Below are 15,602 nucleotides of genomic sequence, written 5' to 3' on the forward strand. Positions count from 1 at the left end.
CAGCAGGGCATGATTCGTCAGACACGACCTAGGACGGGCGTCATGGGGACGCCCGTCCGCCGAAGCCTGATCCGCTGAGCCGCCGGTCACCGGCCAACCGGTAAATTTGCCTCCTAACACAGCACGCTTGACGCATTAGGGAGATTGGGGTCATGGCGCCCTACCTGCTCGGCCTTCGCCTCGACGGGCGGCGGGTCCTGGTCGTGGGCGGCGGCCGCGTCGCCCAGCGGAGGATCCCCGCACTGCTCGACGCCGGGGCGTCCGTCGTCCTCGTCTCGCCCAGCGCCACCCCCGCCCTCGACGATCTGATCGCCGACGGCCGTGTCACGTGGGAGCGCAGGCCGTACCAGGTGGGCGACTGCGACGGGGCGTGGCTCGTGCACGCCTGCACCGACCGGCGCGAGGTGAACGCGGCGGTCGCCGCGGAGGCCGAGGCCAAGCGCATCTGGTGCGTACGCGCGGACGACAAGGAGGCGTCCGCCGCGTGGACGCCCGCGAGCGGCCGCGTCGGGGAGATCGGCGTCGCCGTCACGGCCGGGGGCGACCCGCGCCGGGCCGCGGGCATCCGCGACGAGGTCGTCAACGCGCTCCGCGACGGCACCGTGGACGCGCGACGGCATCGCGGCAAGCCCGTCGGCGTCGCGCTCGTGGGCGGCGGGCCGGGAGACCCCGGGCTGATCACCGTCCGGGGCCGGCAGCTCCTCGCGCAGGCGGACGTCGTCGTGGCCGACCGGCTCGCCCCGCGCGGCCTCCTCGACGAGCTGCCGCCCGACGTCGAGCTCATCGACGCCGCCAAGATCCCGTACGGGCGCTACCTGGCGCAGGAGCGCATCAACGAGCTGCTGGTCGAGCACGCCCGGCAGGGCAAGTTCGTCGTCCGGCTCAAGGGCGGCGACCCGTTCGTCTTCGGCCGCGGCGGCGAGGAGATGCTCGCCTGCGCCCGCGCCGGCATCCCCGTCACGGTCGTTCCCGGCGTGACCAGCGCGGTCGCCGTGCCCGCCGCCGCAGGGGTGCCCGTCACCCATCGAGGGGTCAGCCAGGAGTTCCATGTGATCTCCGTACACGTGCCTCCGGGTGACCCGAAGTCGACCGTCGACTGGCAGGGGCTCGCACGATCCAAGGGAACCCTCATCCTGCTGATGGGCGTCGAACGGATCGAGGAGATCGCCGACGCGCTCGTCCGAGACGGACGTTCGCCGGAAACTCCCGTGATGGTGGTGCAGGACGGTACTCTTCCCACCCAACGAGCTCTCGCCGCCACGCTCTCCACGGTGGCCGAGCGCGTGACCGCGACCGGGGTGCGGCCACCGGCGATCGTGATCGTCGGCGACGTCGTCAGAGTCGGCCAGGAGATCGAGATGGTGCGAGCGGAGCGGATCCCGTGAAGCCGCCTGCCAGGAAGACGCCCGACGACGGGCCCGTCGACCGGTTCGGCCACGCGGAGAACGAGGAGCAGGCCATCGATCACGCCGATGAGCACAGGGAGACCCCGGGGGAGCAGACCGTCGCCTTCCGGCCCATCCGGGACGCCGATCTCTCCGGCACCGGTTCCGGGGGCGACGACCAGCCGGCCGTGAGCGGTCCCGCCCGTGCCGGCTGGGACAGCGGCGACACCTGGGACGGTTTCACCGTGCGCCCCTCCGCCCCCGCCGGTTCGGCCGTCTCTCCCGGGCGGGACGACGACGACCGTTGGGACGCCTTCGCCCCTAAGGACGCACACGCGTCCGACACGCCGGGAGGCGGCGCGCCCGAGCGTATGCCCGACCGCATGTCCGATCGCGCGTCACGGCCGCGCATCGGCGACCGTACGGCATGGGCGACCCCGGAATGGGACGCCTTCGCCAACCGGCAGCCGAGGCGGACGCCGCCGCTGGGCGGCGACGCGGCATCGGGTGCGGGGGAGCGGCCGCGCGCCCCGCGGCCCGGCGTCCCCACCCACGATTCCCCCGCCCAGGATCCCTTCGTACGGGATGCCTCGGCCCGCAGGCTCCCGGCGGAGCGGACGCCGGCCGACGCGCCCGAGCGCGAGAACACCCGGGGAGAGCCGGGGGAGCGGGCGGAGCCGTCCCTGTGGGACGCGATCGCCCGCGACACGCCCGCTTCGGAGGCGTCCGAGCACGCCGACGCGGGGCGGCGGGCTCCGGCGGAGGGGACGTCCCTCTGGGATCGGCCGGTTCACGACGGCTCCGGCGACGAGAGTGCGCCCGAAGAGACCTCCCTGTGGGACGTCCCGGCGAAGGGCTCCGCGCAGCGTGTTGAGGGCCCCGCTCGTGACGGCCTGGGGCGTGCTGCCGAGGAAGCCGAGACCTCCGTCTGGGAGAGGCCCGAGCGGGCCGCCCCGGCAGGGGAGGCGCCGGAGCGGAAGGCTTCCGTCTGGGACGCTCCCTCACTCCGGGAACGACCCGAGGAGCCGGCGCAATGGGATGCGTTCACGCCGCGCTCCACGTCCGGTTCCTTACCTGACGGCGCCGGGACTTCCGGAGCCGCCGCGTCACCGGATCCGGCTGATGTGGTGATCGCCGGCTTCGCCGCCGTCGCCAAGGACGTCCCCGGCTGGGACGCCTTCAGCGCGCCCACGCCGCCCAGGACGGCCGGCGACCGCGGTGCTGACGAGGCGCCCGGCGACTCGGACGAGCCCCGGACATCGGGAGAGACCACCGACGACGCCGCGCCCGCCCGCCCAGAGGTCGCCACCACACCTGCCCCCGACGACGCCGCGGAACCCGGCCACGATGGCGCGCTCGCCCAGGATGAGGCGGCGGAGCCTGGCCACGGTGGCGCGTTCGTCCAGGATGAGGCGGCGGGACCTGCCTCCGAGACGGGTTTCGCGCCGGCTGATGGCGAGGTGGCGGAGCCTGCCCATGGTGAGGTGGTGGAGCCCGGTCACGGTGGTGCGTTCGTCCAGGATGAGGCGGCGGAACTTGCCCACGAGGGGGGCTCCGCGCCGGCTCATGACGAGACGGCGGCTTGGTCGGTCGACGGCGAGACGGTGGCCGGTCCGGCCCCTGGCGAGATGCCGGAAGGCGCGCAACGCGGGCCGGACGACGTTCTCGACGTCCCCGCTGACACCGGCCACGACGAGAGCGCCTCTGACGACGCGCCGTTCGATGACGGCGGGCTGAGCGGCGAGTCCGCGAGCCCTCGGGCTCCCGAAGGCACCGAAGATGTCGCCGATCCGCACGAGATTGACGGATCCCGTGGCATCGACGGGGGCCAGGACGACGAGCATCCCTGGCTGACCGAGGACCGCCTGGAGGCGGAAAGCGGCATCGCAGCGCGGGACACGGAGTCGCCTGAGGCGACCGAAGCGGCCGAGGAGCCCGCCGCGATCCCGGGGCCCCTTCCCGGCACCGGTCGGACAACCCACACGGAGCAATCCCCGCACGCCGGGGAGATCGAGGACGGCGGGCTCACAGAGTGGGGGCAGCGGTCCGCGTACGCCGGAGAGACCGAGAACGACGCGGACGCCGCACAGGGGCCGTCGGCGGAGGCCGCCGATGATGTGGCCGGCGACGTTCAGTCCGTGACGAGCGCCGATGGCGTGACCGGCGATGGCGAATACGGAACCGAGGGCGCGGAAAGCAGGCTCTACTCCGATGATGTGATCGGGGATGGCGAGTCCGTGACGAGCGCCGATGGCCTGCCCGGCGCGACAGGGTCTGGAGCCGAGGTCGCGGAGGATGAGCCTCACGCCGATGATGTGGCCGACGATGGCGTGTCCGGGACCGGCGTCGACGGTGAGAACGGCGACGGCGGGCGTGCGACGGGCGTCGGCGATGCGACCGACGATGCCAGCGATGCGACCGGCGGTTCGAATGGCGACGTGGCGGATGAGGTCGAAGAGGACCCGGTGGCGCGGGTGCGCGCGGTCCCGATTCCGGATCCCGTCTCCGCGGCGCTGACCGAGTCGCTCGCCCAGCTCCGGCTGGCCGTCGAGGACCTGCACTTCGGCCTGGACGTGCCAGGAGCGGAGGAGGCGCGCAAGGCGCAGGCCTCGGTGCTGGCGCAGCTTGAGGACTACGTCATCCCGCGTGTGCACATGAGCACCGCCCCCGCGTTGATCGTCGTCGCGGGCTCCACCGGTGCGGGGAAGTCCACACTGGTCAACACGCTGGCCGCCCAGCGCGTGAGCGCGACGGGGGTGCGCCGGCCGACCACGGGGACGCCGGTGCTGGTCTGCCACCCCGACGACCACGAGTGGTTCGCCGAGGGCGACCTGCTCGGCGGGCTGACCCGGCTGGAGCGTCCGGCCAAGGGGGCGGGTGTGGACAGCATCGTGCTCTCCACCACCGAACGACTTCCCCCGGGTGTGGCGCTCCTCGACACCCCGGACATCGACTCGGTGGTGGAGGAGCACCACGAGATCGCGCACCGGATGCTCGACGCCGCCGATTTGTGGGTGTTCGTGACCACCGCCTCCCGGTACGCGGACGCGCCCTCGTGGAACCTGCTGCGGCTGGCCAAGGAACGCGGCGCGCGCCTGGTCATCGTGTTGTCGCGGGTGCCGGAGAAGTCGCGCGACGTCATCGTCAAGCATTTCGGCCGCATGCTCGACGAGTACGGCCTGGCCGACGCCGAGCGCTTCGTGATCAAGGAGACGACGGTCGCCGACGGACGGCTTCCCGACAAGGAGGTCACCGACCTGCGGATGTGGCTGGCCCACCTCTCCGTGGACGACGAGCGTCGCGCCGCCGCCATCCGGACGACCCTGAACGGCGTCCTGGACAGCTTCCGGCACCGGCTTCCCGCGCTGGCCCGGCATCTGGAGACACAGGTGGCGCTGCGCGCGGATCTGCGGTCCGACGTGGACGCCGCCTACATGGGTGCGCTGGCCGACATCGACGAGGCCACCAGGAACGGCTCGCTGCTGCGCGGCGAGGTGCTGGCCCGCTGGCAGGACTTCGCCGGGTCCGGCGACCTGATCCGCACCCTTCAGCTCCGCCGCGGCGGCAAGGGCGGCCAGCGGGGGCCGCAGCGCCTCCGCGCGCTCAGGACGGCGATCAGGAACGCGCTCGAAAGTATGATCAACTCTGCGGCTCAGCGAGCGGCGGAGGAAGTCGTCGCCCGGTGGAAGCAGCGCGCGGGCGCGGGCGACCGGCTCGCCACCACCCCGGGCCTCGGCCGTTCCTCCGACGAGGCCGTGCAGCGCACCTCCCGGGCCATCGGCGCCTGGCAGGACCACGTCACCGAGTTGATCAGGACCGAGGGCGTGACCAAGCGGTCGGTGGCGCGGCTCGTCTCGTTCGACGTGGAGTCGCTCGCGCTGATCTTCACGGTGGGCCTGCTCGGCTACGGCGCCACGGACGTCTCGTCCGGGCCGGGCGCCGGCGCGCTGCCGCAACGCCTGCTGCGCGCGCTCCTCGGCGCAGAGTCCCTCCGCAACATCAGCGCCAAGGCCCGCAGCGATCTGCGCGCCCGCATCGGCATGGTCTTCGACGAGGAGACCCTGCGCTACGTCGACACGCTCGACGGCGCCGGCATTCCGGACGAGGCAGCAGCCACCCGCCTGTACCAGGCGACGTACAACCTCGAGGTCGCACGATGACTGCCAGCACCACCGACGTCCAGTACGGCCTCGGGGCCAGGTTCGCCGCCCTCACGCGGCTCGTCGAGCTGGGCCAGGGGCGCGCCGACCAGGCGGCGCTCGCCGAGGCCGCCCAGTTGCTCGCACGCGCCGGCGATCGGCTCAGGCTGTCCCCGGATCACACGGTGGTCGCGCTGGCGGGAGGCACGGGCAGTGGCAAGTCGTCCCTGTTCAACTCCGTGTCCGGCCTCGAACTCTCACCGACCGGGGTGCGCAGGCCGACCACCGCCCGCACCCACGCCTGCGTATGGGGTCTGGACGGAGCCGGTCCGCTCCTCGACTGGCTGCAGATCCAGTGGCGGCACCGCTTCGCCCGGGCCAGCGCCCTGGACAAGGGGGAGAGTCAGCTTCACGGGCTCATCCTGCTCGACCTGCCCGACCACGACTCGATCCGGGCGCTCACCGACACCGAGGCCGATCGGCTGATCAAGGTCTCCGACCTCGTGGTATGGGTGCTCGACCCCCAGAAGTACGCGGACGCCTCCGTACATCGCCGGTACGTCACCGAACTGGCGGGGCACGACGCCGTGACGGTCTTCGTCCTGAACCAGGCCGACCGGCTGTCGCAGGAGGACCGCGAGATCTGCGTGGCCGACCTGAGAGAGCTGCTCTCCACCGAGGGGGTGGACACCCCGCAGGTGGTCGTGACCTCCGCGCTCACGGGCGAGGGCGTCGACGATCTCAAGGCGGTGCTCGCCGAGTCGGTGGTCCGGCGTCGCGCCGCGTTCCAGAGGTTGGAGGCGGATCTCGACCGGCTGATGACCCCCCTCGCCAAGGACATCACCGACGTCCCGAGCGTCGAGCCCGTCGTGGACGGCGCACGCCGCGAAGGGCTGGCCGACGCCCTCTGCGACGCGGTCGGCGTCTCCGCCGTCGGCGAGGCCATGGAGAACGTGTACGGGGTCCGCTCTGCCGACTGGGTCGGCTGGCCGTACGCGCGATGGGCGGCCAAGCTGCGACCCGACCCGCTGAGCAGCCTTCGGCTCGGCGACGTGAAGGAGGAGATCCGCAGCCTGGTGGGCAGCGCCGTCAGCGCGCAGCCCGCCGAGGTGGACAACGCGGTGCAGGCGCTGGCCGACGGCATCACCCCCGGAATGCCGGAGGTCTGGCAGGCGGGCGTGCGCGACGCAGCGCGGTCGAGTTCCGCCGAGCTGCCCGCGACCCTTTCCGACGAACTGTCGCAGGTCGCTCCACCGCTGGACCGGGTCCCCGGCTGGTGGTGGCTGCTCAAGATCTGGCAGTACCTCCTCGTCGTGCTGTTCGTGGTGGGAGTCGCCTGGGCCGGAGCGATCCTCGCGTACGGCGTGCTGGAGCTGGGCAAGGCGCCGGTGGAGATCCTCGGCGACGTCGGAGTGCTTCCGTGGCTCGCGTTGATGATCGTCGGCGTATTGGGGCTGGGCGCCCTGTCGGGCATGGCGAGCCGGAACTTCGTCGTCCTCGCCGCCGCGAACGAGCGGGAGCGCCTGGAGAAGGACATGCGGCGCCGAGTGGCCGGTGTGGCGGAGCGGATGGTGATCGCGCCGGTCGAGAGCGAACTGCGGCGCTACAACGACTACTTCGGAGCGGTGGCCGCCGCTTCCCGGAAGTAGCCGCATACCGGAACAGGCGGCGTCTTACGGAGCGGCCTGGGCCGGAACGCAGCCGCGTACGTGATGCGGCGGCGTCTCCGGGCGCGGAAAAGCAGCCGGCTCAGGAAGGGGCAGGGGCACAGACCCGCCTGGCCCGAAAGCCAGCCGAGTACGTGATGCGGCGAAGTCTCGTGAGCAGTCGGTATGCGGCAGCTACCTGGCCCGAAAGGTGGCTGGGTGGGGCGGCGGCGTTTCGGGAGCAGCCGGCGTCGGAGAGTGACCTGATCCGGACGATGGCGGGCGCCGATTAGGCGGGCCTCGGGAGTCGTCGTGGCTCGAAGTCGGCGGCCCAGCCGTCCCCAGGCCCGCGGTTGTCCACAGAACCAAATTCGGCACCGTGGCGCCGGGCGGGGCAGGGCCAGAGTTGTGCCCGAAGTCCGGCGAGGGCCCGGACCTGGGGAGGACTCCATGAGCGACGTCTACGTCACGCTGAGCGGCAACGTCACCGCCGACCCCCGGCAGTACCAGTTCCCCGACGGCTCGCGCGCGACGAGCCTGCGTCTCGCGGTCAACCGGAGGGTGCTCGACCGGCAGTCCCAGACATGGACCACGGAGGACACGACGTACTACCTGGTCCGGTGTTACCGGGCGCTCGCCGACAACGTCGCCCAGTCGGTCCGCAAGGGCCATCCACTCGTCGTGTACGGCAGACTCCGGATCAGGCAGTTCGAAGACCGGCAGGGCGAGCGGAGATTCTCGGCCGAGGTCGAGGCCAGCTCGGTCGGCCATGACCTCAAATGGGGCATCGCCAGTTTCGAGAAGCCCATCCGGTCCTACGCGGGAGCGCCTGGTGCCGACCAGCGACGGGGCATGGAGGACGCTACTCGCGAGTGGGAGTTGCGGGCCGTGTCGTACGCGGAGGGGCGGCCCGCCCATCCGGTGGAGGCGCCGTCGTCCTCGGGCGATGAGAGCACGCGGCCGAGCGAGGCTGTGGAGCGCGATGCTGAGGTGGCGAGGCGAGCAGATCAGGCTGCGGAAGAGGTTGCCGAGGTAGTGGGGCAGTCGGACAAGGTCATGGAGCGGGGGGCCGAGCTGGCGCCGCCGTCGGGCGAGGCGACCAGGCAAGGCGTGGCGACCGGGCGACGCGAGGCGACAGGGCAAGGCGCGGGGCAAGGCGCGGCGATGGGGCAAGGCGCGGGGCAAGGCGTGGCGATGGAGCACGGCGAGGCGACCGGGCAAGCGGGCGAGGCCGTGAGGCGGGCAGCCCGGACGCCCAGGCGAGGGGACGAGCGTCCGTTGTCGGGAGACGAGGGGAAGGACCGGGATGATCTCGCGCCATGGCCGGTGGAGACCGTACCGGAGAAGCTCGCGGCCTGACGCGATGCCGGAGTGCGAAGGCGCTGAGTCGGGAGGTGGGGACTCGGGAGGTGGGGACTCGGGAGGTGGAGCGCCGGGAGGTGGGGACTTGGGAGGTGGAGCGTGGAGGCTGCTGGGGGTGGGAGAGGTGAGCTAGGGGAGGGCATCGGCCGTGCGCGGCCGGTGCCCCACGATGGAACGTCCGGGGATCGGCCGATGGCGACTTCCACGTCGCTGCGAGAGCACCCTTGCTAGGTCCAGGTCACACCCCGCACCATGGCTGCTCCTTTCCCACACGGGCCCCCTGTGAAGGAGCGATTACCGTCAGCCGCCCGGTCGCCCGGATGGCCAGACTGCCAAAGGTAGCGGTTCCCGTCGCGCGACGCACACTCCGCAATTATTGTGTTACACATCGTGAGACGCTGGAAGCAGCGCACGGACGCGTGGGGAGACTGGATGACGGCACCCAGCCAGACCTCGGCCACACCGCGGGACGGATCGCCCTCGCGGCGCGGTCGGTGGCCTCTGCTGGCCCAGCGTCGTCCTCTGGTGGTCTACTTCTGCGGCATCGTCGCGCTGGATCTGGCCGCGATCGCGTACCTGCTGACCTCGACGGACTTCCGCCTCTCCCATGTCGCCGCGTTCGCCGCTCTGACGGCGTGCGGCGCGGTGTGCATCGAGGCCACGCGCCGGCTCGGAATGCCTGCCGGGGTGTCCCGCGACCTGCTGTCGGCCTGGTGGCTTCCGGTCGTGCTGCTGCTCCCGCCGTTGTACGCCCTGCTCGCCCCCATCCCGCTGCAGATCCTCCTGCAGGTGCGAGTGCGGGCCACGGTCGTCTACCGGAGGGTCTTCAGCGCGGCCGCGATCGGCGTGGCCGCCTGCGCCGCCTCCGTGGCGTTCCACGCGTGGATACCGGTGCCGGCCGAGCTGTCCAGCGGCCGCGCGTCGCCCATCGTCGCGGCGGTGGCCTGCGCGGCCATGTTCACCGTGCTCAACACCGCTCTCATCGCGATCGCCGTGCGCACCGCGGACCCCGACACTCGGTGGCGGGAGTTCCTGTGGAACCGCGAGAGCGCGCTGCTCGACGCCGTGGAACTCTGCCTCGGCGTGACGGTCGCCATCGCCTGCGGGCTCAACCTGGCCCTGCTGGTGCTCGCGCTGCCGCCGGTGGTGCTGCTGCAACGCAGCCTGCTCCACGCGCAGTTGCAGGCGGCCGCGCGCACCGACCCCAAGACGGGGCTGCTCAACGCCGCCGCCTGGCAACGCGAGGCCGACACCGAGATCGTCCGCGCCCGGCGCACCGGCGAGTCGCTCGCGCTGCTCATCGTCGACATCGACCACTTCAAGCGGGTCAACGACACCTACGGCCATCTCGTCGGCGACCAGGTGCTGATCGGAGTGGCCGCCACGCTGCGGAGCCAGCTTCGCGACTACGACGTCGTCGGCCGGTTCGGCGGCGAGGAGTTCGTGATCCTTCTGCCGCGCGCCGACGTCACCGAGGCCCGGCGGGTGGCCGAGCGGCTGCGTTCTCGGGTGGGGCGCATGGCGGTCCCGGCCGACCACGCGATGGTCACGGTGACGATCTCGGCCGGGGTGGCCATCATGAACATGCACGGCCACGACCTGATCGAGCTGCTCGCCGCCGCTGATCTCGCGCTCTACCGCGCCAAGGAGCTCGGGCGCGACCGCATCTGCCTCCCCGCCCGTCCGTCCGCTCCTCCACCCCGCACAGGTGAGGAAATGACCGGCTGAAGCTGCCGTGGGTGCCACTACCCTTGGAGACATGCCGGAGTACATCTACACGATGCAGCGCGTGCGCAAGGCGCACGGTGACAAGGTGATCCTCGACGATGTCACGCTGTCCTTCCTGCCCGGAGCCAAGATCGGCGTCCTGGGCCCGAACGGCACGGGCAAGTCGACGCTGCTCAGGATGATGGCGGGGTTGGAGCAGCCGTCCAACGGAGACGCGCGCCTGATGCCCGGCTTCACGGTCGGCATGCTGCAGCAGGAACCCCCGCTCAACGAGACCAAGACCGTCCTGGGCAACGTCGAGGAGGGCGTCGCCGAGACGAAGGCGATGCTCGACCGGTTCAACGCGATCGCCGAGCAGATGGCCACCGACTACAGCGACGAGCTGCTGGAGGAGATGGGCAAGCTCCAGGACGCGCTGGACCATCGCAACGCCTGGGACCTGGAGAGCCAGCTCGAGCAGGCCATGGACGCGCTGCGTTGCCCGCCCGGCGACGCCGACGTCAGCCAGCTCTCCGGTGGTGAGCGCCGCCGCGTCGCGCTGTGCAAGCTCCTGCTGGAGCAGCCCGACCTGCTGCTGCTCGACGAGCCCACCAACCACCTGGACGCCGAGAGCGTGCAGTGGCTGGAGCAGCACCTGGAGAAGTACCCCGGCACCGTCCTGGCCGTCACCCACGACCGCTACTTCCTCGACAACGTGGCCGGCTGGATCCTGGAGCTCGACCGCGGCCGGTGCTACGCCTACGAGGGCAACTACTCCACCTACCTGGAGGCCAAGGCCGCCCGCCTGAAGGTCGAGGGGCAGAAGGACGTCAAGCGCAAGAAGCGCCTGGAGGAGGAGCTCCAGTGGGTGCGCTCCAACGCCAAGGCCCGCCAGACCAAGAGCCGCGCCCGTCTCCAGCGCTACGAGGAGATGGCCGCCGAGGCGGACAAGTACCGCAAGCTCGACTTCGAGGAGATCCAGATCCCGCCGGGCCCGCGCCTAGGCACGACGGTGATCCGGGCCGAGAAGCTCTCCAAGGGCTTCGACGACCGCGTCCTCATCGACAACCTGTCCTTCGACCTGCCGCGCAACGGCATCGTCGGCGTCATCGGCCCGAACGGCGTCGGCAAGACCACGCTGTTCCGCATGATCACCGGTGGTGAGACGGCGGACGACGGCTCCATCGTCGTCGGCGAGACCGTCAAGATCTCGTACGCGGACCAGAGCCGGGCGGGCATCGACCCGAAGAAGAACGTCTGGGAGGTCGTCTCCGACGGGCTCGACCACATCAAGGTCGGCAACGTCGAGATGCCGTCCCGGGCGTACGTCGCGGCGTTCGGCTTCAAGGGCCCCGACCAGCAGAAGCCCTCGGGCATCCTGTCCGGCGGCGAGCGCAACCGGCTCAACCTCGCCCTGACCCTCAAGCAGGGCGGCAACGTGCTGCTGCTCGACGAGCCCACCAACGACCTCGACACCGAGACCCTCTCCAGCCTGGAGAACGCGCTGCTCGACTTCCCGGGCTGCGCGGTGATCACCTCGCACGACCGGTGGTTCCTCGACCGCATCGCCACGCACATCCTGGCGTGGGAGGGCGGCTCGAACTGGTTCTGGTTCGAGGGCAACTTCGCCGACTACGAGAAGAACAAGGTCGAGCGGCTCGGCGCGGAGGCGGCCCGTCCGCACCGCGTCACGTACCGCAAGCTGACCCGGGACTGATCACCCCTCCCGGCGGAGTCCGCCGGGAGGACGGGCCCTCGGCCCGGCCGGCGCTCGTCGCGACCCCGCCCGTGTGCGGAAAACGCGGGTGGAATACGGTTTCCGGTGTGTCCGGACAACCTCTTCCCGACGGCGCCGGCCGTGCCGCCGACCCCGGTGTCACGAGTGCCGCCGCCCCCGCCGACCGGCGGCACGTCTTTCACCGGCAGGTCCGCTTCGCGGACATCGACAGCCTCGGCCACGTCAACAACGTGCGGTTCTTCGACTTCCTCGAGGACGCGCGCCTCGGCATGTTGTTCGTGGACCCGGTCCGCGAGGGCGGCCGTCCGCACCAGGGCCTCGTGGTCGCCCGGCACGAGATCGACTACCGCCGCCCGCTGATGTTCCGCCCCGACCCGGTACGCGTCGAGACCTGGGTGACCGAGATCAAGCCGGTGCGCTTCACCCTCGCGTACGAGATCAAGGACGACGAGCAGGTCTTCGTCGAGGCACGTTCCGTGATGGTGGCCTACGACGTCGAGAGCGCCCGCCCGCGCAGGCTCACCGAGGACGAGCTGGCCTACCTGAAGCGCTTCTCCATCGAGGACTGAGGGGACTGAGGGGACGGAGATCAGTCCCGCAGCAGCCACGCGCCCGTGTCCGGTGGCAACGCGCCGCCGTCGAGGGGGCCGCTGGAGATCAGGACCCGGTCGTGGGGCGGCAGCCGTACAGGATCGGTGCCGCAGTTGACCACGCACGTCAGCGGTCCCCGGGACAGGAACAGGGCGTCGGCGGGGGAGTCGGGCCAGGCGACCGCGTCCGGCAGCGTACCGTGCAGCGAGCGGCGCGCGGCCAGCGTACGGCGATAGAACGACAGGGTGGAGCCGGGGTCCGCCATCTGCCGCTCCACGGTCAGCTCCGCCCATCCGGGCGGTTGCGGCAGCCACGACCCGCCCGGACCGAAGCCGAACGGCGGAGCCGCCCCGGACCAGGGGATCGGCACCCGGCAGCCGTCCCGGCCAGGCTTCGCCCCTTTTGTCCGGAAATAGACGGGATCTCGGCGGACTTCCGGTGGAAGGTCCTCTACCTCGGTTAGCCCTAATTCCTCCCCTTGGTAGAGATATGCCGACCCGGGGAGGGCGAGCATCGCCAGCAGGGCGGCGCGGGCACGGGCCGAACCGGCGGCGGGGTCGGCCGCCCCCACGCCATATCGGGTGGCGTGCCGTACGACGTCATGGTTGGACAACACCCACGTGGGGGCGCGCATCGCGGCCAGCGTGGCGCCGATGACCTCCCGGAACGCGGCAGCCGACCAGGGCGCCTCCAGCCAGGCGAAGTTGAAGCTCTGGTGCAGCTCGTCCGGGCGTACGTAGAGGGCGAGGTCATCGGCCGAATCCGTCCAGACCTCGCCCACGGCGGCGCGATCGCCGGGATAGGAGTCGAGCACCGCCCGCCACTCGCGGTAGACCTGGTGGACCTCGGGGCGGCTCCAGATCGGCGACCGGGCACCGAAGCCGACGGTGGTGTCGGGCAGCCCCTCGGCCTTGTGCAGGCCCATCGCGACGTCGATGCGGAAACCGTCCACGCCTCGATCGAGCCAGAACCGCAGCGTGGCGAGGAAGTCCTCGCGGACTTCGGAGTTGTTCCAGTTGAAGTCCGGCTGCTGGGGCGCGAAGAGGTGGAGGTACCACTGGCCGTCCGGCAGCCGGGTCCACGCGGGCCCGCCGAAGACCGAGAGCCAGTTGTTCGGCTCCGCGTCGGGCCGTCCGGGTGGGGAGGACCGGAAGATGTACCGGTCGCGCTCAGGCGACCCCTCAGGCGCGTTCAGGGCCTTCTGGAACCACGGGTGGGCGGCGGAGCTGTGGTTGGGGACGATGTCCACTATCAGCCGCAGCCCGTAATCGTGCGCGTCGGCCACCAGGTCGTCGAAGTCGTCGAGGGTGCCGAAGAGCGGATCGACGTCGCGGTAGTCCGCGACGTCGTAGCCGCCGTCGGCCATCGGGGAGCGGTAGAACGGCGTCAGCCAGATCGCGTCGACGCCCAGTTCCGCGAGGTAGGGGAGGCGCGACCGCACGCCGGCGAGGTCGCCGACTCCGTCGCCCGTGGAGTCGGCGAAGCTCCGTACGTAGATCTCGTAGACGACGGCGTCATGCCACCAGGGGGTTTCACGCATGCCCCATGGCTGCCCCGCGGCCGAGCGTCTTATGCGTTGATCATGCTGTGCGCGGCGTAGACGAGGTAGCGCAGCAGTTGCTCCTCGTGCTCGGGGGCGAGCTCCAGGGAGCGGACGGCGTCGTCCATGTGCTTCAGCCAGGCGTCCCGCTCCACCTCGCCGATCGTGAACGGCACGTGCCGCATGCGGAGCCGGGGGTGGCCGCGCTCCTGGCTGTAGGTGTTGGGGCCGCCCCAGTATTGGATGAGGAACATGCGCAGCCGGTCCTCGGCCCCCGTGAGGTCGTCTTCGGGGTACATCGGGCGCAGCACCGGATCCTCGGCGACGCCTTCGTAGAACCGGTGGACGAGCCGCCGGAACGTCTCCTCGCCTCCGACGGCCTCATAGAAGGTTGTCACCGCTTCAGCCTAGGCCAGTTACCGGCGAGTAGGTTCAGCCGGCGAAGGCCAGGCTCTTCTCGTCGAACGCGTGCTTGATCCGGATCCGCAGCTCGCGGGCCACCTCGGCCTGCTGGGCCGGGGTGGTCTTCGCGCTGACCCGGAAGACGACCGCCGTGCCGGAGATCTGCTCCAGGCCGAACACCTGCGGCTCCTCGACCAGGAGGACGTCGCGGAACTCCGGGTGCTCCCACATCGCGGCGGAGACGCTCACGAGCAGCTCGCGCACCGTGGGGATGTCCGCGTCGTACGGCGCGGGCACGTCGACGACCGCCCGCGACCAGCCCTGGGACTCGTTGCCCACCCGGCTGATCGTGCCGTTGCGGACGTACCACACCTTGCCGTCGGCGTCGCGGATGCGCGTGATCCGCAGGGTGACGGCCTCGACCGTGCCGATCGCGACGCCGGTGTCGATCACGTCGCCGACGCCGTACTGGTCCTCGAGCAGCATGAACATGCCGGCGATGAAGTCCTTGACCAGCTCCTGGGCGCCGAAGCCGACCGCGACGCCGATGATGCCGACGCTGGTGAGCAGGGGGGCGAGCTCGATGCCCAGATTGGAGAGGATCATCAGGGCGGCGGTGCCGAGGATCACGACCGAGGACAGGCTCCGCAGCACCGATCCCATGGTCTCGGCGCGCTGCCTGCGGCGCTCGGTGAGGATCGCGGTGGTCGCCTCGCTCGGGTTGGGCGTCCTGTTCCTGAGCCGCTCCGGCAGCACGCCCTCGCTGGCCCGCAACGTCACCCGGGTGATGAGCCGGTGCGCGATGCCCCGCACCACCAGAGCGATGGCGAGGATCATGCACAGGGTGAGCAGGGCGTCGACGATCCCGGCCACGAGCGGGACCCAGGGATACACGCCGTCGGGGAAGGACGCGTTGAGGATCGCGCAGGTCAGGCCCTTGCCGCTCTTGCACGTCTCAGTCACCGCGGTGACCGCCTCACCCACCGTGTCGGCGATGTCCCCTTCAGGGGACGGTGTCGGCGTGGGAGCGTACGGGAACACGAGGCGGATCCCCCCGGATCGGTTCGGTCGGCAACGGGCAGGTAAACCTAA

At 71.2% G+C, this 15,602-nt stretch carries 10 protein-coding genes; 7 read left to right on the top strand and 3 right to left on the bottom strand.

Annotation, left to right across the window (positions count from 1 at the left end; translation table 11 throughout):
- Positions 1 to 152 precede the first annotated feature (152 nt).
- The 7 genes from cobA (at position 153) to AWQ70_RS21970 (ending at position 12,546) form a co-directional block, all read left to right on the top strand.
- Positions 153 to 1,385 carry a uroporphyrinogen-III C-methyltransferase gene (cobA, locus tag AWQ70_RS21940; RefSeq protein WP_067179039.1) on the top strand — a complete coding sequence of 411 codons (1,233 nt, stop codon included), beginning with the start codon at positions 153 to 155 and terminating at the stop codon, positions 1,383 to 1,385.
- The gene (locus AWQ70_RS41410) at positions 1,382 to 5,545 is read left to right on the top strand and encodes a GTPase (RefSeq protein WP_245647088.1); all 4,164 of its coding nucleotides are present in this window, start codon (positions 1,382 to 1,384) and stop codon (positions 5,543 to 5,545) included. The genes cobA and AWQ70_RS41410 overlap by 4 nt, the downstream gene beginning before the upstream one ends.
- The gene (locus AWQ70_RS21950) at positions 5,542 to 7,173 is read left to right on the top strand and encodes a P-loop NTPase family protein (RefSeq protein ID WP_067179041.1); all 1,632 of its coding nucleotides are present in this window, start codon (positions 5,542 to 5,544) and stop codon (positions 7,171 to 7,173) included. The genes AWQ70_RS41410 and AWQ70_RS21950 overlap by 4 nt, the downstream gene beginning before the upstream one ends.
- A 447-nt stretch (positions 7,174 to 7,620) precedes the next feature.
- The gene (locus tag AWQ70_RS21955; RefSeq protein WP_067179043.1) at positions 7,621 to 8,529 is read left to right on the top strand and encodes a single-stranded DNA-binding protein; all 909 of its coding nucleotides are present in this window, start codon (positions 7,621 to 7,623) and stop codon (positions 8,527 to 8,529) included.
- Between the two features lie 435 nt (positions 8,530 to 8,964).
- Positions 8,965 to 10,260 carry a GGDEF domain-containing protein gene (locus tag AWQ70_RS21960; protein WP_067179045.1) on the top strand — a complete coding sequence of 432 codons (1,296 nt, stop codon included), beginning with the start codon at positions 8,965 to 8,967 and terminating at the stop codon, positions 10,258 to 10,260.
- 31 nt (positions 10,261 to 10,291) lie between these two features.
- Positions 10,292 to 11,956: an energy-dependent translational throttle protein EttA gene (gene ettA, locus AWQ70_RS21965; RefSeq protein WP_067179047.1), complete on the top strand. Its 1,665-nt coding sequence runs from the start codon at positions 10,292 to 10,294 to the stop codon at positions 11,954 to 11,956.
- Between the two features lie 107 nt (positions 11,957 to 12,063).
- Positions 12,064 to 12,546, top strand: coding sequence for an acyl-CoA thioesterase (locus AWQ70_RS21970; RefSeq protein WP_067179049.1), 483 nt, complete (start codon positions 12,064 to 12,066; stop codon positions 12,544 to 12,546).
- 20 nt (positions 12,547 to 12,566) lie between these two features.
- Here the strand turns inward: AWQ70_RS21970 and AWQ70_RS21975 are convergent, their stop codons facing one another.
- From AWQ70_RS21975 to AWQ70_RS21985, 3 genes are read right to left on the bottom strand one after another with little or no spacing between them, the layout of a single operon-like run.
- Positions 12,567 to 14,108 (bottom strand): glycoside hydrolase family 13 protein, encoded by a 1,542-nt coding sequence (locus AWQ70_RS21975; protein WP_067179050.1) that lies wholly within the window; start codon positions 14,106 to 14,108, stop codon positions 12,567 to 12,569.
- A gap of 29 nt (positions 14,109 to 14,137) precedes the next feature.
- A complete protein-coding gene (locus AWQ70_RS21980; protein WP_067179052.1) occupies positions 14,138 to 14,506 on the bottom strand; it encodes a globin in 369 nt (122 codons plus the stop codon).
- Positions 14,507 to 14,540: 34 nt separating this feature from the next.
- Positions 14,541 to 15,551, bottom strand: coding sequence for a mechanosensitive ion channel family protein (locus tag AWQ70_RS21985; protein WP_084517586.1), 1,011 nt, complete (start codon positions 15,549 to 15,551; stop codon positions 14,541 to 14,543).
- Positions 15,552 to 15,602: the final 51 nt, after the last annotated feature.

Source organism: Microtetraspora niveoalba (assembly GCF_001570405.1).
GTDB lineage: Bacteria > Actinomycetota > Actinomycetes > Streptosporangiales > Streptosporangiaceae > Microtetraspora > Microtetraspora niveoalba.

Coding starts and splice junctions, on each gene's coding strand:
- cobA (WP_067179039.1), top strand. CDS start 153: ATGGCGCCCTACCTGCTCGGCCTTCGCCTCGACGGGCGGCGGGTCCTG.
- AWQ70_RS21950 (WP_067179041.1), top strand. CDS start 5,542: ATGACTGCCAGCACCACCGACGTCCAGTACGGCCTCGGGGCCAGGTTC.
- AWQ70_RS21955 (WP_067179043.1), top strand. CDS start 7,621: ATGAGCGACGTCTACGTCACGCTGAGCGGCAACGTCACCGCCGACCCC.
- AWQ70_RS21960 (WP_067179045.1), top strand. CDS start 8,965: ATGACGGCACCCAGCCAGACCTCGGCCACACCGCGGGACGGATCGCCC.
- ettA (WP_067179047.1), top strand. CDS start 10,292: ATGCCGGAGTACATCTACACGATGCAGCGCGTGCGCAAGGCGCACGGT.
- AWQ70_RS21975 (WP_067179050.1), bottom strand. CDS start 14,108: ATGCGTGAAACCCCCTGGTGGCATGACGCCGTCGTCTACGAGATCTAC.